This window comes from Paenibacillus prosopidis (assembly GCF_003337375.1).
GTDB lineage: Bacteria > Bacillota > Bacilli > Paenibacillales > Paenibacillaceae > Pristimantibacillus > Pristimantibacillus prosopidis.
Genome location: NZ_QPJD01000001.1, coordinates 233,124 through 252,280 on the forward strand (window position 1 = coordinate 233,124; position 19,157 = coordinate 252,280).

16 protein-coding genes and 1 riboswitch are annotated in these 19,157 nt (G+C 50.8%); of the genes, 10 read left to right on the top strand and 6 right to left on the bottom strand.

Annotation, left to right across the window (positions count from 1 at the left end; translation table 11 throughout):
- Window positions 1–361 precede the first annotated feature (361 nt).
- On the top strand, window positions 362–1,900 hold the full coding sequence (gene guaA / locus DFP97_RS00990; RefSeq protein ID WP_114378105.1) for a glutamine-hydrolyzing GMP synthase: 1,539 nt from the start codon (window positions 362–364) through the stop codon (window positions 1,898–1,900).
- A gap of 76 nt (window positions 1,901–1,976) precedes the next feature.
- On the opposite strand, the gene DFP97_RS00995 is transcribed toward guaA, so the two are convergent.
- Together DFP97_RS00995 and DFP97_RS01000 are read right to left on the bottom strand one after the other, a co-directional pair.
- Window positions 1,977–2,555 carry a permease gene (locus DFP97_RS00995; protein ID WP_114378106.1) on the bottom strand — a complete coding sequence of 193 codons (579 nt, stop codon included), beginning with the start codon at window positions 2,553–2,555 and terminating at the stop codon, window positions 1,977–1,979.
- An 81-nt stretch (window positions 2,556–2,636) separates the two neighbouring features.
- Window positions 2,637–3,257 carry a TetR/AcrR family transcriptional regulator gene (locus DFP97_RS01000; RefSeq protein ID WP_245975805.1) on the bottom strand — a complete coding sequence of 207 codons (621 nt, stop codon included), beginning with the start codon at window positions 3,255–3,257 and terminating at the stop codon, window positions 2,637–2,639.
- 173 nt (window positions 3,258–3,430) lie between these two features.
- Between DFP97_RS01000 and DFP97_RS01005 the strand changes: the two genes are divergently transcribed.
- From DFP97_RS01005 to DFP97_RS01020, 4 genes are all read left to right on the top strand, one after another.
- Complete coding sequence (locus DFP97_RS01005) at window positions 3,431–4,282, top strand: AraC family transcriptional regulator (RefSeq protein WP_114378108.1); 852 nt, start codon at window positions 3,431–3,433, stop codon at window positions 4,280–4,282.
- Window positions 4,283–4,411: 129 nt separating this feature from the next.
- Window positions 4,412–5,383 (top strand): N-acetylglucosamine kinase, encoded by a 972-nt coding sequence (locus tag DFP97_RS01010; protein ID WP_245975806.1) that lies wholly within the window; start codon window positions 4,412–4,414, stop codon window positions 5,381–5,383.
- A 61-nt stretch (window positions 5,384–5,444) separates the two neighbouring features.
- Window positions 5,445–6,746, top strand: coding sequence for a 6-phospho-beta-glucosidase (locus DFP97_RS01015; RefSeq protein ID WP_114378109.1), 1,302 nt, complete (start codon window positions 5,445–5,447; stop codon window positions 6,744–6,746).
- A gap of 183 nt (window positions 6,747–6,929) precedes the next feature.
- A riboswitch (purine riboswitch) is annotated at window positions 6,930–7,030 on the top strand.
- 119 nt (window positions 7,031–7,149) lie between these two features.
- Window positions 7,150–8,535, top strand: a complete 1,386-nt coding sequence (locus DFP97_RS01020; protein WP_114378110.1) for an NCS2 family permease — start codon at window positions 7,150–7,152, stop codon at window positions 8,533–8,535.
- Window positions 8,536–8,655: 120 nt separating this feature from the next.
- On the opposite strand, the gene DFP97_RS01025 is transcribed toward DFP97_RS01020, so the two are convergent.
- Window positions 8,656–10,893 carry a carboxylesterase family protein gene (locus DFP97_RS01025; RefSeq protein WP_114378111.1) on the bottom strand — a complete coding sequence of 746 codons (2,238 nt, stop codon included), beginning with the start codon at window positions 10,891–10,893 and terminating at the stop codon, window positions 8,656–8,658.
- Window positions 10,894–11,033: 140 nt separating this feature from the next.
- Here DFP97_RS01025 and DFP97_RS01030 point away from each other — a divergent pair, with 140 nt between their 5' ends.
- From DFP97_RS01030 to DFP97_RS01045, 4 genes are read left to right on the top strand one after another with little or no spacing between them, the layout of a single operon-like run.
- Window positions 11,034–11,927, top strand: coding sequence for a LysR family transcriptional regulator (locus tag DFP97_RS01030; protein WP_114378112.1), 894 nt, complete (start codon window positions 11,034–11,036; stop codon window positions 11,925–11,927).
- Window positions 11,924–12,685 carry a LamB/YcsF family protein gene (locus tag DFP97_RS01035; RefSeq protein ID WP_114378113.1) on the top strand — a complete coding sequence of 254 codons (762 nt, stop codon included), beginning with the start codon at window positions 11,924–11,926 and terminating at the stop codon, window positions 12,683–12,685. Before DFP97_RS01030 ends, DFP97_RS01035 begins: the two co-directional genes overlap by 4 nt.
- 13 nt (window positions 12,686–12,698) lie before the next feature.
- On the top strand, window positions 12,699–13,445 hold the full coding sequence (pxpB, locus tag DFP97_RS01040) for a 5-oxoprolinase subunit PxpB (RefSeq protein WP_147275005.1): 747 nt from the start codon (window positions 12,699–12,701) through the stop codon (window positions 13,443–13,445).
- On the top strand, window positions 13,442–14,467 hold the full coding sequence (locus DFP97_RS01045; protein ID WP_114378114.1) for a 5-oxoprolinase subunit C family protein: 1,026 nt from the start codon (window positions 13,442–13,444) through the stop codon (window positions 14,465–14,467). Before pxpB ends, DFP97_RS01045 begins: the two co-directional genes overlap by 4 nt.
- A gap of 31 nt (window positions 14,468–14,498) precedes the next feature.
- Here the strand turns inward: DFP97_RS01045 and DFP97_RS01050 are convergent, their stop codons facing one another.
- The 3 genes from DFP97_RS01050 to DFP97_RS01060 all read right to left on the bottom strand — a co-directional run bounded on the left by DFP97_RS01050 (window position 14,499) and on the right by DFP97_RS01060 (window position 17,033).
- A complete protein-coding gene (locus DFP97_RS01050) occupies window positions 14,499–15,431 on the bottom strand; it encodes a proline dehydrogenase family protein (RefSeq protein ID WP_114378115.1) in 933 nt (310 codons plus the stop codon).
- Between the two features lie 97 nt (window positions 15,432–15,528).
- Window positions 15,529–16,605 (bottom strand): phosphodiester glycosidase family protein, encoded by a 1,077-nt coding sequence (locus tag DFP97_RS01055; protein WP_114378116.1) that lies wholly within the window; start codon window positions 16,603–16,605, stop codon window positions 15,529–15,531.
- Complete coding sequence (locus DFP97_RS01060) at window positions 16,602–17,033, bottom strand: hypothetical protein (RefSeq protein ID WP_114378117.1); 432 nt, start codon at window positions 17,031–17,033, stop codon at window positions 16,602–16,604. The genes DFP97_RS01055 and DFP97_RS01060 overlap by 4 nt, the downstream gene beginning before the upstream one ends.
- 264 nt (window positions 17,034–17,297) lie before the next feature.
- Here DFP97_RS01060 and DFP97_RS01065 point away from each other — a divergent pair, with 264 nt between their 5' ends.
- The gene (locus DFP97_RS01065; protein ID WP_181873302.1) at window positions 17,298–19,055 is read left to right on the top strand and encodes a stalk domain-containing protein; all 1,758 of its coding nucleotides are present in this window, start codon (window positions 17,298–17,300) and stop codon (window positions 19,053–19,055) included.
- Window positions 19,056–19,157 lie beyond the last annotated feature (102 nt).

Sequence of the window (19,157 nt, forward strand, 5' to 3'; positions counted from 1 at the left end):
TACAACTCAGGCGCATTAAGCGATATTTAGCGCTTAATGCGCCAACCGGGAGATTTAGGTGCAAAAATGCACCACAATCCCCCCATCTACCGGCATTTGGCAAAATGAGGTGCATTACTGCACCACAATCCCCCCATCTACCGGCATTTGGCAAAATGAGGTGCATTACTGCACCTCAATCCTGCCATCTACCGTTGCCTTAATTCGTTCCATTTTTCCGCTCCGGAACTCCCATCTCCCCCAATATATCATGTCATCAACTCCAACTTTCCGCCTTTCTAACATTTGTCGCACCTATTCGCCTTGACTCGCTCAAACCGCCTTATATATAATTACTACATCTATTGAGGGAGGCTCGGTAATGACTAAGCAAAATGAAATCATCGTTGTTCTTGATTTTGGAGGACAATACAACCAACTGATTGCACGCCGTATTCGTGATTTGGGCGTATACAGCGAGCTGCTGCCTTACAACACGCCGGTAGAACGGATCCGCGAATTACAGCCGAAAGGTATCATATTCTCGGGAGGACCGGCCAGCGTCTACGAAGAAAATTCACCGCTTGTAGATCCGGCTATTTACGATTTGAACATTCCCATTTTCGGCATTTGCTACGGCATGCAGCTGATGTCGCACCAGCTCGAGGGCAAGGTTGAGCGTGCGGGCAAACGCGAGTACGGCAAAGCAGAGGTTGAATTTGTAGAAGGCACTCAAATCGGTTTCGGACTCGACAAGGTTCAAACCGTTTGGATGAGCCACAGTGACCTCGTTGTCGAACCGCCTGCGGGCTTCCAGATCGACGCGAGAACGGAGCATGCACCGATTGCGGGCATGAGCCATCCTGAACGTAAGTTTTATGCCGTACAATTCCACCCGGAGGTACGTCACTCCACATTTGGAAACGAAATGATCCGCAACTTCCTTTACAATATTTGCGATTGCGACGGCAACTGGACGATGGAATCGTTCATTGAAGATACAATCCGCGAAATCCGCGACCAAGTCGGCGACAAAAAAGTACTGTGCGCGCTTTCCGGCGGCGTAGATTCGTCCGTTGTGGCGATTCTGCTTCACAAAGCGATCGGTGACCAGCTTACTTGCATGTTCATCGACCACGGCATGCTCCGCAAAGGCGAAGCCGAAGGCGTTATGGAAACATTCGTAGGCAAATTTGACATGAAGGTTCTGAAAATCGATGCGCAGGAACGCTTCCTCGGTAAGCTGAAGGGCGTTGAAGATCCAGAGCAAAAACGTAAAATTATCGGCAACGAATTTATTTACGTGTTCCAAGAAGAGTCGGACAAGCTGGATGAATTTGAATTTTTGGCGCAAGGCACGCTTTATACGGACATCGTTGAGAGCGGTACGGCTACGGCGCAAACGATCAAATCCCACCATAATGTCGGCGGCTTGCCGGAAGACATCAAGTTCAAGCTCGTGGAGCCTCTTAAAGCGCTGTTCAAGGATGAGGTTCGTAAAGTCGGCGAAGAGTGCGGCCTACCGGAAGCTATCGTATGGCGTCAGCCGTTCCCGGGTCCGGGTCTTGCGATCCGTGTCCTTGGGGAAGTGACGGAGGACAAGCTTCATATCGTCCGTGAATCCGATGCGATTTTGCGCGATGAAATTGCGAAAGCCGGTCTTGACCGTGAAATTTGGCAATACTTCACTGCGCTTCCGAACATGAAGAGCGTAGGGGTTATGGGCGATGCCCGTACTTATTCCTATACAGTCGGTATCCGCGCCGTCACTTCGATTGACGGTATGACGGCAGACTGGGCGCGTATTCCTTGGGACGTGCTCGAAAAAATTTCCGTGCGTATCGTAAACGAAGTAGATAACGTTAACCGTATCGTCTATGACGTTACGTCGAAACCGCCTGCAACAATCGAGTGGGAGTAAACGCGTAACACGCAGCTCACCAAATACAAAACGCCTTTCCGCCGGCTAAGCAGCCGATGCGGAAAGGCGTTTCTTTTTATATAGAGAAATAGTCGCTGACGAACGACAGTATCAATAATAGAGCCATAAGCGACCCTGCCAGATAAGGCTGATATCTTTTTACACCATTCAGACCGCCCGACCTCGCCATCACCGATCTGAAATACAATACAGCACCAACAAGGACTAGCGCTATCTCTACGATTGCTGTAACGGTAGGAAGCTCCCATAACCTGAATCCCAGCAGCGGCAAATCACCATAATTACCAGTCAAAATGGCCATATCGCTCCGATGCACGAGCAAATCAAGCAGCCAATGGCTGAAGGTAAGCGAACCGATAATAACCGCGCTGCGCCGGTTCCAGACCCGCCATGCAATCAAACCCGCAATAACCGACAAAAAAAGTGCGCCAACAAGCGAGTGCGAGTAGTCCGCATGAATAATCGCTTCGCCGTAACCGCCGTCACCAATCGTCTCCATCGACTCTACCCCTGTCAAAAGCAAAGGGACAAACGCGATATCGAGCAGCTGAGTGCTTACCATTAGCGCCCACAACGGAACTTTAGGCTCCATCGCCTTTACAGCGGCAGCAAGGCCGAAATGTCCGGCAAACATTTTACTTCGCCTCCTTCGGGGTAAGTCTGGCATCAAGCCAGCCGCATACAACGGTGAACAAAAAGACGAATAGCAAGAAGGTCATTTAGCAGCACCTCTTTCAGTAAGTTGTTCCTTAAATCCGAGCAGCAGCGCGTCAAATGCATCGTCGAACGTAGCGGAGAGGCGGTTGATGATTGAATCGACCGATTCCTCCGACAGCGTATAAGTGCCCACGATCCCGCGGAGCATATAAAAATAAATGCGGGAGAACCCAAGCAGCCGCTCGCCTTCCGGTATGTCGAGATAGTTTTGCAGCAGCTGCGCCATAATGCCGAACATTTCATTTCGCAGCCGGTTAATTTCCAGATCCGGCTCAGGATCATCGACACGAGCGGACTTCACTTCGAAAAAAATCGTATACATGCTGCGGTTCTCCAAGCAAAACGAGATAAAAAGTCCGTTCAACCGTTGCAGCTTTTCGGCAGGCGATAGGTTCATATCAGCGGCCACGGAGTCCAAAGTCGTTTTGAACTGCTGCAATGGCTGCATCGATAAGGCGTGAAGCAAGGCTTCCTTATCTTGAAAATAAATATAAATCGTCGTGTGGGAGCAGCCGGCTTCCTTCGCAATTTCCCTAATGGTCACCGATTCGTAACCCCGTTCACCGAACAGCTTTATGGCTGCAGCGATAATCGATCGTTTCGTTTCTTCCGAACGCAATTCCTTTTTTGATACTATGGGTATCCCTCCTTAATCGAATTATTTGTAACCACCGGTTACTAACCGTTGGTTATATATTAATCTCCGTTAGCAAATGTTGTCAACAGGCTTCTGTCTGCTATAATCTTTTGTATTCGCGTTTGCATTCGCAAACCTTTTAAGGAGGAATTAGCGTGAGGCTGTTCCCTTCCGTCAGCAAAGACCATATCGAGCTTCCGCAGTCATTTCCCATCGCCATCTCTCAGTCGGAAGGGGTTACCCCGACGTTTCAAAGACTGCACTGGCATAACGCTTTGGAAATTAACTATATCGAAAAGGGAAGCGGCAGTTATTTGATTAACGGGAGCCGCTATGAGTTTCACCAAGGAGATATTATCCTTATCAATTCAAATGATCTGCACCGCGCTTTCGAAGCGGAGGGTCTGGTCATGCGCATCATAATGTTCGATCCGGCTTATCTTGCATTAGAGCAGCGTTATGATGCGGAGCTGCTTGTTCCGTTCCGTGAGATGGGGCAGCGTTTTGACAATGTGCTTGACCGGGACCATCCGATGCGGGCGCGTTTAGGTGAGATGATAACGGAGATGGCGGCCGAATTTGAGCGGAAGGAGCCGCATTTTGAAGTGGTTATACGGGCCAGGCTTATTCAATTTCTTGCTTTCGTGAACCGGTATTTTGCCAAAAACAGCGTGAGCGAAGCGCAGCATACTCGGGGAATGGAAACGATTCGGGCGGTTCTGCATCATATGGAATCCGATATGGCTCATCCATGGACGCTCGGGGAACTGGCGGAAGCCGCTCATCTTAGTCCATCCCGGTTCAGCACGCTGTTCGTACAAGTCGTCGGAACGTCGCCAATGGACTATTTAATTCAGCTGCGGCTGTCACAAGCTGCTCATCTTTTGGAATCCTCGGACAAAAAAATTATAGAAGTGGCGGCAGAGTGCGGCTTTCGCAATTTATCGAACTTCAACCGGTTGTTCAAGCTTCATATCGGAAAGCTCCCGTCTGAGCTTCGCACTTAAATAAACAGTAAGATAGTATCATAACATCGTTCCTTCTCATTAGAGGAACGGTGTTTTTTGTTTTATGCTAAAAGCATACCCAATGATAGCTTTAAACTTATCACTAAGAATATTTCACCATTCGGGAGTGTGATTCTCATTATTTTTCTTGGAGTAGATGCGGGGGGCAGCAAAACGCATGCGCTGCTCGTGGACGAAGCCGGCCGCGTGCTCGGCAGGGGGCTTGGCGGCAACGGGAACCACCAGACGGCTTTTGAGGAAACAAAACGCAATATTGAAGGTGCATGCGGGCAGGCCTTACGGGATGCAGGCGTGATGAAGGAGCAGGTAACGTTCGCGTATTTTGGTCTTGCGGGAGCGGACCGCGAGCCAGACTACGCTATATTGCGCCCGATGATCGCTTCTCTTGGATATGAACGCCATGCGATAGCTTGCGATACGATGATCGGCATGCGTGCCGGCACAAATCGACCGTATGGTGCGGTCATCATTAGCGGAACCGGCTTTAACGCGGCAGCCCGCAATCCGCAGGGGGATGAGCTTCAATACGGGGGCTTCGGCTATTTGTTCGGCGATGGTCAAGGCTCGGGCACCGACCTGGCGATACATGCCTTCCGCAGCGCGATTCGCGCCTGGGAAGGCAGGGAGCAGCCGACATTGCTTAGTGTGCTGGTGCCGCAGCGGCTCGGCTATAAGTCGGTGCAGGACATGTACGATGATGCGCTAGATAACGGGAAGCGTCCATCGCATGAGCTTGCAAAAGTAATGTTTGAGGCGGCCTCGCAAGGCGACGCGGTAGCGATCCGCATTTTGCATAAGACGGGAAGAGAGCATGGAAACGCAGTGAATGCGCTCATTAAGCGGCTCGGCATGGAGCGCGAGTCCTTCGATATCGTGTTAACGGGCAGCGTTCTGTCCCGCGGAAGCTCGCCGCATATGATTAACGGGATTAAAGAAGCGATTGCCGAGGCAGCGCCTTATGCGAAGACGATTAAGCTTACGGCCGATCCGGTCGTTGGAGCGGTCATGAGCGCGATGGACAACAGCGGCATTACGATTGAAGCGGCGACGGATGCGGCATTAAGAAGGATCACCTTTTAATAAAGACCATGCTTATGAAGATGCATTTTTAGGCAATAAAACTTAAGGAGGCTCAACACCTATGACCAAAAAACAATTAAAGGTTGCCGTAATCGGCGGCGGTTCCTCATATACACCGGAAATTGTGGAAGGCTTTATCAAAAAATACGACGAAATGCCGATCCGCGAGCTGTGGCTCGTTGATATTGAGGAAGGCCGCCATAAGCTGGCGATCGTTGGTGAATTGGCAAGACGGATGGTTGAGAAGGCAGGCTTGCCGATAGACGTGAAATTAACGCTGAACCGCCGCGAAGCGATTGCCGGAGCCGATTTTGTGACGACGCAAATGCGCGTAGGCTTGCTGGAAGCAAGAAGGCGCGATGAGCACATTCCGATTTCGCATGGCGTTATTGGACAGGAGACGACGGGTCCCGGCGGGATGATGAAAGCATTGCGGACCGTGCCTGTCATCCTTGACATTTGCAAAGACATAGAGGAGCTGGCTCCGGATGCATGGATGCTGAATTTTACGAATCCGGCGGGCATCGTGACGGAAGCGGTGCAGAAGCACAGCCGCGTAAAGACGGTAGGCCTTTGCAACTCGCCAATAAATTTTCAAAAGTTTCTGGCCAAAGAATACGGCGTCAGCGAACGCGACGTCATGCCTGAATTCGTGGGCATCAACCATCTGCACTGGGTGACGGCCGCGTATGTGAACGGCGAAGATAAGCTGCAGGAATTAATTAACGGCGGCAAAGATTATTCAGCGGCGAACGTAACCGCCTTTGATTGGGATTTTGATTTTCTTAGCTCGCTTGGAGCGATCCCGACTTATTATCTCCGGTACTTCTATATGACCGATACGATGCTTGCGGAAATGAAGGAATCGCTAGAGAAGAACGGCACGCGCGCGGATGTCGTCAGCCGGGTGGAGGAGGAGCTTTTCGAGCTGTACAAGGATGTGTATTTGAACGAGAAGCCAAAGCAGCTGGAGAATCGGGGCGGCGCTTATTACTCCGAAGCTGCTGTCAATTTGATGCACTCGCTATACACGGATAAGAGAGATATACAGACGCTTAACGTTAGAAACGGCGGCATTATCGACTTCCTGCCGGAGGATGCGAGCATTGAGGTCAACTGCGTCGTTACGGCGCAAGGTCCTGTGCCGCAGCCGCTGCAGCGCGTACCGGAGCAAATAAAAGGACTTATTCATGCCGTCAAAACATATGAATCACTAACGATTGAGGCAGCCGTCAGCGGAGACAGAGGCACTGCGCTGCAAGCGATGGTTCACCATCCGCTCGTCCCAAGCGTGGCCGTCGGCAAGCGTCTGCTGGATGATATGCTCGAGGCGAACAAAGCTTATTTGCCTAACTTTTTTTAAAAATAAGAAAGTATATTTGGACCTTATACGATGCTTATATTTCACCGCGAAACGAGCTTATGCCGCCAAGGACGACGCAAGCCGTTTACGCTTGAATCCGAATGATTCAGGTATTTATTGCCATTAACGTTCGTCAAAAGTATTGACAAAAACGGCGTATTCTCATTAGAATTGATAACGGAAAACAACAACAGCATATTTTTTCGTATAATCTCAAGAATCGGCTTGAGAGTCTCTACTCGGTCACCGTAAATGATCAGGCTACGAAAATGGCGAAAAAGTTCGCACCGGTCCAGCGAGTATACTTTTTCCCTTTTTGCAGAGCCTAGTAGAAATGCGATATTCGCATTTTTCTAGGCTTCTTTGTTTGTTCCACTACATTTTTGGGAGGTTAGTAATCAAAATGGAACGTTTCTTTCGCTTAAAGGAACACGGAACAAATGTCAGAACAGAGATTATGGCGGGGCTGACGACTTTCATGACGATGGCATACATATTGGCCGTCAATCCAATCATACTTACACCGGCGGGCTTAAACTGGACTGCAGTCTTTCTGGCTACGGCGCTCGCTGCCGGTATTTTCACCATTGCGATGGGACTGTTCGTCAACTTCCCTGTAGCGCTTGCTCCAGGCATGGGTCTCAATGCGTATTTCGCATCCGTTATTATCGCGTCGGCCGCGACGGATACGCCGATCACCCCGGCGATGGGACTAACGGCTGTCTTTATTTCCGGTCTTATCTTTATTATTTTGACGTTGACGCAAATTCGCCAAATGCTTATCACAGCTGTACCAGACAGCTTGAAGCATGCGATCACGGTCGGCATCGGGTTATTCATCGCCATTATCGGCTTGAAAAACAGCGGCCTCATGACGATTGCCGTTTCCAGCTTCACCGATATTAAAGCAGGCGCTTTTACACCGGTGAGCGGACCGGAAACGGTTATTCAGCTGGGCAGCTTCCATAGCGAAACGGTCGTCTTTACGATTATTGCGCTGCTTCTGATTGCTGTCCTGATGGTACTCCGCGTACCGGGCGCGATTTTGTTCGGTATTCTTGGCACGACGGTTATTGCCATTCTATCGGGTCATGTAGATGTGAGCAAAACGCTTAGCGGTCAAACTTGGATTCCAAATTTCAAAACGATGAACGTGTGGCATTTTGACTTTGCCGGCGTGTTCGAGGTTGGTCTTGTTACGGTTATTCTTACATTCACATTCGTTGAATTGTTCGATACGTTCGGAACGCTGGTAGGTACGGCTAACCGTGCCGGTTACATGAAAAATCCGGAAGAAGGCAAGAAACGCATCGGTAAAGCGATGTTCGTTGACGCCATCGGCGTCGGCGGCGGCGCGGTGCTTGGTACAAGCACGGTTACTGCCTATGTAGAAAGCTCGGCGGGTATCGCGCAGGGCGGACGTACAGGTCTGACTGCCGTTACAACCGGTATCTGCTTCTTGCTTGCGATCTTCCTGTCGCCGCTCGTAGCGCTCGTTCCGGGCTCGGCAACGGCGGCGGCACTGATCATCGTCGGCGTGCTGATGATGCAATCGGTCAAAGAAATTGATTTTACGGATATGGTTTATGCGATCCCGTCGTTCTTCACGCTGGCGCTTATGCCATTCACGTACAACATCGCAAACGGTATCTCATTCGGTATCGTGACGTACGTGCTGCTCGCAACGGTTGCAAACCTGTCGGGCAAAGGCAAATACAAGGTGCACTGGCTCATGTGGATTTTAGCGGTGCTTATTATTGGCCGTTACGTGTTCATGGGCGGGGAATAAATAGCACATTCTGTGCAACATAAGTAAAGCAGCGCTGGACCGGCGCTGCTTTTTTTTGCACCCAAAAATAAACAGCCTTACCCGGTCTAAGACCGGACTAAGGCTGCTTAGATTAGCTTTTTAAGGTATATCTACGAAAAACCGGCCAGCGAAAATTTTTGTCTCGAGTAAGTCTAAATCTTCTTGACTAAGCTCCTGTTTCATTCGCTTTTTTGTGGCACTAACCGTTAAATATTCATCTGACATTTCAATTACAGCGTGATCTTTTTCCCCGTCCAACCGGAGAATACGTTCCACACCATCGCCTGCATGCCATGGCTTCCATTCTACATTCTGTTGGCTGTTGGGGTTTCCCGTATATAGGAAGTACTTTAAATAACGCGTCATCGCAGCGGCAAGCTCTTGTCTTCCAGCCAGATTCTCATCATTGTAATAGCTTTTTCCGAAGTATGACGCAAGTCCGGTTGTATGTCCGGTATAAAAATCGAGGTCTGCTCCATGTGTTGCCCCAAACAACGTCTGCAGCTGGGATGAAATGATTCCGTCTCTCGTCCCCCAAGCAAAGCGGTAACCGTAAACGGCAGGCTGATCCTTTTGCATCGTCAATTCTTCAGCGACCCGTTCTACATTAAACCCGGCATATAACTCACTGCCAAATTGTACAGCGGCTTGATACTGCTTCAGTTTCTTATTATCTTTGAAAATACTGCCGTCGATTGCAGCACTTGCGAAATAAGGATCGCCAAAGGCAAAAGCGGAAAATTCGGTTTGTTCACTTCCCAAAATCATAGGTACTTTGTTGTAATCTCCTGAGGCGATCTGATCAAAACCTTTTTTAGGGATAATCGCTCCATCTCTGAACAGATGAGGGAATGGAGCCATTCGAATTGCCGGATCCGTATAATAAACGGCAATCGCTTCCGGTTTGATTCCCCTCAAATAGGCAGAAAGCTCGGTTTTAGACTGCTTGTTGATCCAAGCTTGTGCTTCCTCGGCGGTAGCTGCTTTCCCTTCCGTTTGAACTAGTTTCACAAGGGCATTGGCAGCCTTCTCCTCACCGGCCTTTGGATCGGAGGTAGTCATGCCACCGCTCAGTACGACGGCTTTCTGGAATAATCCTTTGCCATAAGGAGATATGACGGCAGCCAAAACATCACGTGCTCCCGCCGACTGTCCTGCAAGGGTTACGTTCTCCGAATCACCGCCGAATTGCTCAATGTTTTCCTGTACCCATTTAAGTGATTGTAAGATATCCAATAAACCATAGTTCCCTGAATCATCCGAGGGATTACCCGTTTGCAGAGCAGGATGACGAAAATACCCCATTGCCCCAAGCCGATAGTTTATTGTTATGACGACGCTGTTTGCGGCGGTAGCCAGTTTGTCTCCGACGAAGCTGCTGCCCGACCCGCCTACATTTCCTCCGCCATGCGTAAATACAAGAACCGGAAGCTTGGAGCTTGCTTGGTTCGGCCGCCATATATTCAGATACAAGCAATCCTCGCTCCCTGTAATTTTGCCGTTTACCGTCTGGACGCAGGTTTGCTGATAGCGAACGGTTTCCAGCTTTCCCGTCCAAGAATCCGGATTTCGTGGAGCTTTCCAGCGAAGATCACCAATTGGCGGTTTCGCATAGGGTACGCCTAACCAACTGATCGAAGACGAATTTGTAAGCTGCACACCCTGTACATCACCATATTTTGTTTTAACCGTTACATCCGGCACATAGGCATCTTTCTTCATTCTCATTTGCCACTTTTTTAGCCCTGTGATCGTTTCATTCTTAGGTGTCATATTCAATGCCTGGTAGGTTGAAGCAACGATGTCGCGATTAATCAGCCCTCCGTCGCTCAACGTCGTCACTCCTTTCTGTCTGGCGAACAACAGCGCATGATTAGCCTGATAATCGATTCCCGCCTCATATCCCAACACTTTGAGTAAAAGGGAAGCATATTGGGGGCCGGTAATTTGCTTCTGAGGCTCTAATTCGCTGCCTCCGAACCCAAGCAATGCGAGATGGGGATGAGCCCTTAAATAGGCAATGACTGCCTGGTTCTGTTTGCCGCCTGCATCCGTATAGCCTGAGCCTTCCTTGGCGATGTAGTTTAAAGCCTCCTGCTCTAGCCCTTTCAAGCGCAAGTAAATGAGCCCCGCCTGCAGAAGAGTGGCATTTTTATTCAAATATATATTCGTTACGCCTTTCCCGTCACCTTTTATGAGTCCTGCTTCTACAAGCTTCTTCACAGCTGCTCCACTTTCCGTAGAACGCATGGTTGAATCTGCGTAAGCAGGACCCGCCAAACCGATTGCCAGTGTGAAAACAAGACCCCATCTTAGCAATAGTCCTCTTAATCTCATATTGCATTACCCTCCCTAAAATAGTCGCGCCTGTTATTGAAGCGCTTTCATAAGTATATATGGTTAAATCAATAATTAATAATGTATAATAATTTATAACTTACATAACTTCTAATCTATAAATAATAGGAGGTGAACAGATGGAGCTTCTGCAGCTGAAGTATTTTCAAACGGTCGCAAGACTGCAGCATATGACTAAATCCGCAGAAGAATTACGCATAACCCAACCTGCGCTTAGCAAAATGATATCCACGCTGGAAAAGGATCTCGACACAAAACTGTTTGACCGGGAAAGCAAGTTTATCCGGTTGAACGATCAAGGCAAATTATTTTTGAAGTATGTGACTACGGCCTTGAATGCCTTGGAGGATGGGAAAGTCGCTCTGCAGGATGTATCCGAGAATAGTACAAACGCTGTAAATCTCTACGTAGAGGTGGCTTCACATCTTCTTCCTGATCTGCTTGCTTCCTTTCGTCAACACTATCCGGGAATTCACTTCAATCTGCTTCAGCATGCTGCGGGACATGTCCATCAGCCGTCATATGACTTGTGCCTTTCTACTTCTTTGAGTATGAATCCATCCACTGACAACCTAACTTTGCTGACTGAAGAAATTCTATTAGCCGTGCCAGCCGGGCATCCTTTAGCCGATCGCTCCAGCGTCAAACTTGCTGAACTGTCAGAAGAAGCATTCCTTAGTCTAAGTGCCGGCAAAACGCTCCGGGAAACGACAGATCTGTTATGCAAGCAAGCCGGATTTTTGCCGAACATCATTTTCGAAAGCGATGATCCCGCTACGGTTCGAGGGCTCATCAAAGCCGGTCTGGGCGTAGCCTTTATTCCCGCTGTCACTTGGGGAGGCTCGACAGGAGCTTCTGTCGTTTTGCTGCCAATTGAGGAACCCCTAAGCACACGAACCATTAAGCTCTACTGGCCTGCAGATCGATATTTAAAGAAAGCCGCTGTTCTCTTTCGAGAGTTTACAGTCGATTATTTTGCCAAACTGACGCAGGCTGGAGGGGGAATACGATGAATCGAATCGATTTGAATTGCGATATGGGCGAAGGCTTTGGCGTTTACAGGACAAGCTCTGACGGCGAGCTGATGAAATACATAACTTCGGCGAATATTGCTTGCGGCTTTCATGCGGGAGATGCTGCAACGATACGGGCTGCGGTTAAGCTGGCGATGCAGCATCATGTCGGGATTGGCGCTCACCCCGGATTGCCGGATTTAACCGGCTTCGGCAGAAGGTCGATGGACATTTCGCCGCAGGAGGCCTATGAGATGACCGTGTATCAGATCGGGGCGGTCTACGCGTTTGCCAAGTCGGAGGGTGGAAGCGTGGCGCATGTCAAACCGCATGGCGCTCTCTATAACATGGCGGCGAAGAGCAAGCCGCTTGCAAAAGCGATTGCGGAGGCGGTCTACAAGGTTGACCCTCAGCTTATGTTATTCGGTCTATCGGGCAGTGAGCTCGTTCGCGCCGGCGAAGCGATTGGACTGCGTACGGTCAACGAGGTGTTCGCGGACCGCTCTTATGAAGCTGACGGATCGCTTACGCCGCGGGGAACGGAAGGGGCTGTTATCGTAGACCCGAAGCTCGCGGCAGAGCAAGCGGTAAGGATGATCATGCGGGGTGAGGTTCGTACGCGCCAGCAGAGCATGATCGTTTTAAAAGCGGATTCCGTATGCGTGCACGGCGATACGCCGGGTGCCTTGGAGCATGTCATCCATTTGCGGAATGCTTTGGAGGCCGCGGGAATTTCAGTCATGAAAGCGGGGGCTTAGAGTGGAGGCGACGATGTTAATAACTAATGATGCTAACTATGAGCTTCTTCCGCTCGGTGACTCTGCCGTTATTATTCGTTTGGGCGATGGCATTGACGAGGCGACGCACCGTAAAGTAGGAGCGTTGACCGCATATTTGGAGGAACATCCCTTTGCCGGCATGATTGAATGTGTTCCGGCATTCGCATCTGCTGCCATTCACTATGACCCGGTCGCAGTTAAGAAAAGTCGTGTTTTTTCAGAGAGCATACACGCAACGATATATGAGACGGTTTGCTCCCGGCTGCAGCTCATTTTATCGGCGGCGGAGCTTTCCGGTGCGGATACCGATCGTCGAACGATTGAGATCCCCGTCTGCTACGGCGGCGAGTTTGGTCCCGATCTTAGTTTTGTGGCCGCGCATAACGGCCTATCTGAGGAGGAAGTCGTGGCTATTCATACAAGCGCCTCCTACTTGGTCTATATGCTGGGCTTTGCGCCGGGCTTTCCTTATTTGGGAGGCATGTCGGAACGGATTGCCGCGCCGCGCCGCCAATCGCCGAGAACGGTCATTCCGCAAGGAAGCGTAGGCATTGCCGGCGGGCAGACAGGCGTTTATCCGGTTGCGACGCCAGGCGGCTGGCAGTTGATCGGCAGGACGCCGCTTGAGCTGTTCAGTCCCCGCGAAGCGGTTCCGAGCCTGCTGAGATCTGGCGATTCAGTACGCTTTAAGCCAATTACGAAGGAACAATACAACCTGTATTTAGAAGGTGCGCTATGAGCAGCTATCGTATAAAAGTGTTACGTCCGGGTTTGCTCACTACGGTTCAAGACCTCGGCAGGTATGGCTTTCAAAAATATGGAGTCGTAGCCGGCGGAGTCATGGACACGGGTGCGGCACGAACGGCTAATTGGTTAGTCGGCAATGCGGACCGCGAAGCGGTGCTGGAAATAACGCTTACCGGAACGGAGCTGGTTATTGAAAGTGAGATGGTCATCGCTGTTTGCGGCGGGGATATGTCCGTAACAATTGATGGCCAAGCTATGCCCTTGTGGAGACCAGTGCTCATCAGGGCAGGCGCTGTTGTCAAATTCAGTGCATACCGCTCTGGCTGCCGTTCGTATCTTGCCGCAGCAGGCGGATTCGACGTACCGGAAGTAATGGGAAGCAGAAGCACGTATTTGCGCGGTTCCATCGGAGGCTTTGAGGGAAGAGCGATGAAGGCAGGGGATGTGCTGGCCGTTAAGCAGCCGAGTCTATTGTCGGCACGGATTCATGCGGCATTGAGTGCAGGTTTTGAGGGGGGCTTTTCGGCATCCAATTGGCATGCCAGCCACTTCGCTATAGCAGAAAATCTTGCTGAACCGATCATTCGCGCTATACCTGGCACACACTTTGATTTGTTTACGCCGGGGAGTCAGGAAGATCTGTTCAACCAAACATTCCGCATCGGCGTGCAATCGGATCGAATGGGCTGCCGTCTGGAAGGCACGCAGAAGCTTCAGCTGTCTTCACCTGCCGAAATGCTATCGGAGGCTGTGGCTAACGGAACGGTACAGGTTCCGCCTGACGGCAATCCAATCGTTCTGCTAGCCGACCGGCAGACGACCGGCGGCTATCCGCGAATCGCTCAGGTGGCCACGGTCGATATTCCGGTATTTGCCCAGCTAAAGCCCGGGGACCGCTTCAGGTTCGAGGCTGTTACGCAGCAGGAAGCTGAGCGGTTATATTTGGACGGCGAACGTGACATGCAGTTGTTGAAAGCGGCCATATCCTATAAATTTGGCGCGAGGCATACGTGAGAAAAAACGCTGACGCCTTCTATGGAGGGCATCAGCGTTTTAGGGCGGACATATTTTTGAGCACCATCATCAGGTTGGCTGGTTTTTCGGCAAGGCGGCGGGTGAAGTATGGATACCACATCACGCCGTAAGGGACATAGCAGCGGATTCGATAGCCCTCTTTGGCGAGCCGTGCTTGCTCATTCATTCGCAGGCCGTACAGCATTTGAAATTCAAAAGCATGCTTTTGAATCCGCTTCGTGCGCACGTAAGCTTTAACCCAGCTAATAATGGCGTCATCATGCGAGGCAATGGCTGTATAAACGCCATTATCCAAATGCAGCTTGATTATATTTTTGAAGCTTTCTATGACCTCGGCTGTCTTCTGGTAGGCGACATCACTTGATTCCTTGTAGGCTCCTTTGACAAGCCGGAGGTTTACGCGCTCGCGCAATAAATCCTTGGCGTCCTGCTCGGTTCGGAAAAGGTAAGCCTGCAGCACGGTTCCGACGTTTTTTAAGCCTTCCTTGTGGAGCCGTCTCACGATATCGATCGTCGCCTGCGTGTACGGCGTGTTTTCCATATCGATTCGGACGAAGTTCCGGTAGCGTCTGGCATGCTTCACTACTTCCCGGATGTTCGAGCAGCATGCTTCCTGATTCAATGCGAGCCCCATTTGCGTCGGTTTTAACGATACGTTGGAATTTACTTTTCGCGCGGCGATCCCTTCAATAAGCTTTAAATACTGCTCCTTGTATGCGGCAGCCTCGCTAAGCTGCTGAATGCCCTCGCCGAGATGGTCAAGCGTGGCCATAATGCCAAGCTTGCCTAACGCCTCAATTTCATCCAGCGCTTCCTCGAGTGTCTCCCCGGCAATAAAGCGGCTGGCCAGCCTTTTACCATAGGTTGTCGAGAGCTTCTCCACAAGCGGAATTCCCGTGATCGTCAATAACGTCTTGCGGTACCATTCCGTTCCGATTCCCATCATGGCTGCTCCTTTCCGGCAGAAAGTAGAAGAGCGGGTTAGGGTATTCGGTAATAGTATATTCCGAAATCATGACGATCGCGCTATGCACGCCTATTTATTTGAAAAACAAAAAATGCGTCGGCAGCTTGCGCAGCTGGCCGTCTGACGGTTTGTTTATGACCCGGCCGTTGAAAATAAGCGAAGAAGAGCCGCCGCCATCGAGGTTATAGCCGTCCACCGCGCCGTAGCGCTGCAGCAAAATTTGCATTTCGCCCAGCGTTGCGCCGGAGCTGCCCGACTCGTTGTAGCCGTCGGCGACGAGGAACAGCAGCTGATCATCCTTATAATTGGCGATGACCGTACGCGGAGCGCGCTTCGGGCTCGTCTGCCATTTGGCCGGAATCGGCTGCGGCGAGCCGCCGAGCAGCAAGACCGGTACGAAGGAGGCGCCGAACTTTGGTTTTTTGGCATCCAGCTGCCGCTTGCTGGAGAACTTCCCGCCAATGAGCTCGTTCTGATCGTTCAACCCGACAAAAAATAAATTCGCATGCGGAGCCTCAAAACCCGTTGCATAATCTCCATCCACGATTGTCGTGCTCAGCGGGTAACGCTTGCCTCCGCCGTCGGCGTACCCTCCCGCGTTGACACCGGCAGCTGCGCGGTGCCGGTTCACGGCCGCGAGCGTAGTTTCCGCCCTACCCAGCTCGTCCCCGCCTAACGTCATCTTCATTGCATCGCTGCTCTTCAGTTTGACCTTCAGCGCATACGATTTGAAGTTTTCCGTTTGTATATAGAAAAGCTGGGCTCTAAGCTTGTCCGATTCGATCGTGGCGGCAGGCTTGCCGAGCTTCTGCGTAATGTTGCGGTCGTAAATCTCCAGCGGCCTCATCGCTTGCGAGGCGGCCATCGCCGATATTTTCGCCATGTCGGCATTCGTTTGATTGTACAGCTTCAATTGCTTTTGAATGGATTGACGGGTTTGCGCCGCCGTTTCCTGCGCTTGATCTAGACCCGACGCAGCGGACTTCATTTCGGCGGAAGGCAGCGGCGTTTGTTCCGTCCGTGCTTCCGGAAAGGCATCCTCGGATAATTGGATAACGATATCGGATAATAGCAGCCATATCATAATGCCTAAAAAAGGCGTGAAGGCAAGCAATGCCGTTCGGTTTAACGTTTTGACAGTCAAATTCATTTGAGCACATCCAAGCTTTTTTTCAGTTCGTTCAACTGTTTCTTCACTTCATTTAATTGCGTATACAGCTTGTTGCTGTTGTCTGTTTTGGAATCAGCATTGTCCTTCGTAAAAGTAAGCAGTTCATTCAGCGCGTCGACCTTTGCTTTCAGCTCGGCAAGATCCGCGGTGTAGTTTGTCTCCAGCTCCAGCATACGCGCTTCGTAGGTTTGCTGCATCGCTGTAATTTGGCTGGCGGTTTGCCGCTCAAGATCTGCGGCAATCTTCTGCTGAATACGGTCGGTATACCACTTCGCGCCTAGTATGCCGGAGCATATAAGGACAAGCCACACGCCTATGAAAACAAGAAACGTACGGTTTCCTCTCTTTTTGCGCGTCTTTCTGTCGTATGGGCTGGCTGTTCGCTGCTCCAAAATTAAATCACTCATTTATTCATTCACCTCTCTTGTTGGTCACTTGCACCGGCGATCGGATGAACGAACTGCAAGCTGCGGATCATAAATTTAGGACGATCTATCGATGCAAAATAGTTGCGGATGTCACCTTATTGTAACAAAGAGAGTAGGGTATGTCTCCCTATGCAGGTGGTGATTAATGGAAATTTTCACTGTCTTACGGAACTTTTCGCCTCTTATATGCGTCTAACGATACGGGCTGCGGCAGCTAATGCCGCGCACCGGGAGGAGATTGAGATGAAAAACGGGAAAATAGGCACACGAATCGCGAAACGCGTTATCGCGGCCAGCCTGCTGATTTCCCTTGCGGGAACGGGATTAGGAACACATGCTCACGTCTATGCAGCAGGACGTCAGCCGGCGCAAATCATGTACGTGCATGGTCAGAAGCAGGTGGAAGTGAACGGCAAGGTACAGCAATTGGCAGCACCGCTGCCGGTTGTAAAAGGGACAACGATGATCCCCATTCATACGATCGCGGGAGCGGTAGGAGCGAAAGTCTATAATGATCAAATGGGCACTCATATCGATACATATGCGAATAAAGTGACATTGAACGTTAATATGCGGGGGGCGAGACGCAACAACAGCTACCAATTGCTTACTGCTGCTGCGGTTCGTATTAACGGGACGATGCATGTTCCGCTGACGGCCATTAAGCAGCTGTGGACGGGAAGCTATACGTACAATTCGCAGCTGAAGCAAATTGATATTACGATTCAGCCGGACCCGAACGCCGTTCCGGTAGCCGATTTTAAAGCGCCGGCAGAGGTGAAGCTTGGCGAACCGGTCGTATTCGAGGATCTCAGCTACGATCCGGACGGGAAGATAGCGAAGGCGGAATGGTCGGGACGTAAAAACGCCTATTTCGAGCCAGGCGTTTATACCGTTACGCTTACCGTGATCGACAATGAAGGAGCGCGCAGCGTCCAGAAGGCGCAAGAAATTCGCGTGACCGACGAAGTGATGTATACGCCTTTTGAATATCATATGCGCTATGGCAACCCCGGAGATAAATTTACGGTCGATACGAAGCTGATGAACAGCTATCCGGAGGTCGAGACGCTTGAATCTAGAGGCGGACGCACGTTGTACATGTCGAATGCGCCGGAGCGTTTTTTTGGCGAAGGACTGCTATATGAGGATGAGCTGGACGGACCGAGCAGGCTGTTCATTCATCACCGCAACGGCTCGGAGGAGCGGCTTAAGCTGGCTGTTGTCGTTACGAATGAACAAAGCGAAAGTATCAGGGTGACGATTGGCAGCCGCGGTCTTGCAGGTCCGAGCGTTAGTGCGCTTCAATTCGGTTCAGCCGCGGTGACGAGATATTTGAAGGGCGCGGAGCCGAGCGAGCTAATCGTAGAGCCGGGTACATCCGCCGTTCTGCTGCCGGAGCTTGAGAAAATCGTCATGAATCCGAATGAAGGCTTCTCCGGCCTGCTTGATGTAGACACGGATGGACCGCTGACATTTTCTACGATGGCTGTCAGGGAGAGCACCGATCCGCTCAGCGTCGTGTTTGCCTTGCCGCAGCTGGAGAAGGTAGGAAATCGCGGAACGTTTGCGAATACGGATCTGTCCATAGAGGTGAACGAGCCGCTCGGTATTGCCGAGCGCAAGCTGCGTCTGGGCAGCCGCGGCAATACGATTCCGGGAGTGGATGCGCTGACCGACGAAGCGACAGTAGACGGGGGAGAATATGGAGCGGTAACGACGATTAGGCTCAAAAACGTCGCCTACGGCACGCGCATTATTTTGAATCCGCGGGCGGGCAACTTTTCGGGAGCGGTCGCTGTGAACGGGAAGGTTATAGCGGTACCGGCAGGCGGCCATGCGAGTCCGGCCGACGGGGTTCTGCTTTACCGTCAGGAGCAGCCGGAAAGCGATGCTTCGGAATTACCGGTACCGCCTGAGGTGACGATCACGTATACTTCACCTGGAGCGAGCGCGCTGCCTGTGCTCTTGGTCTTTTTTCCAGGCACAGCGTTTGAATAGTTACGGATCTAGGGGGCTGACCGCATAACCTGCGGCGGCCCTTGCTTTGTTGTTAACCATCCTCGTCATGTATAATAAAGATACTAGTTATCAATTGAATCA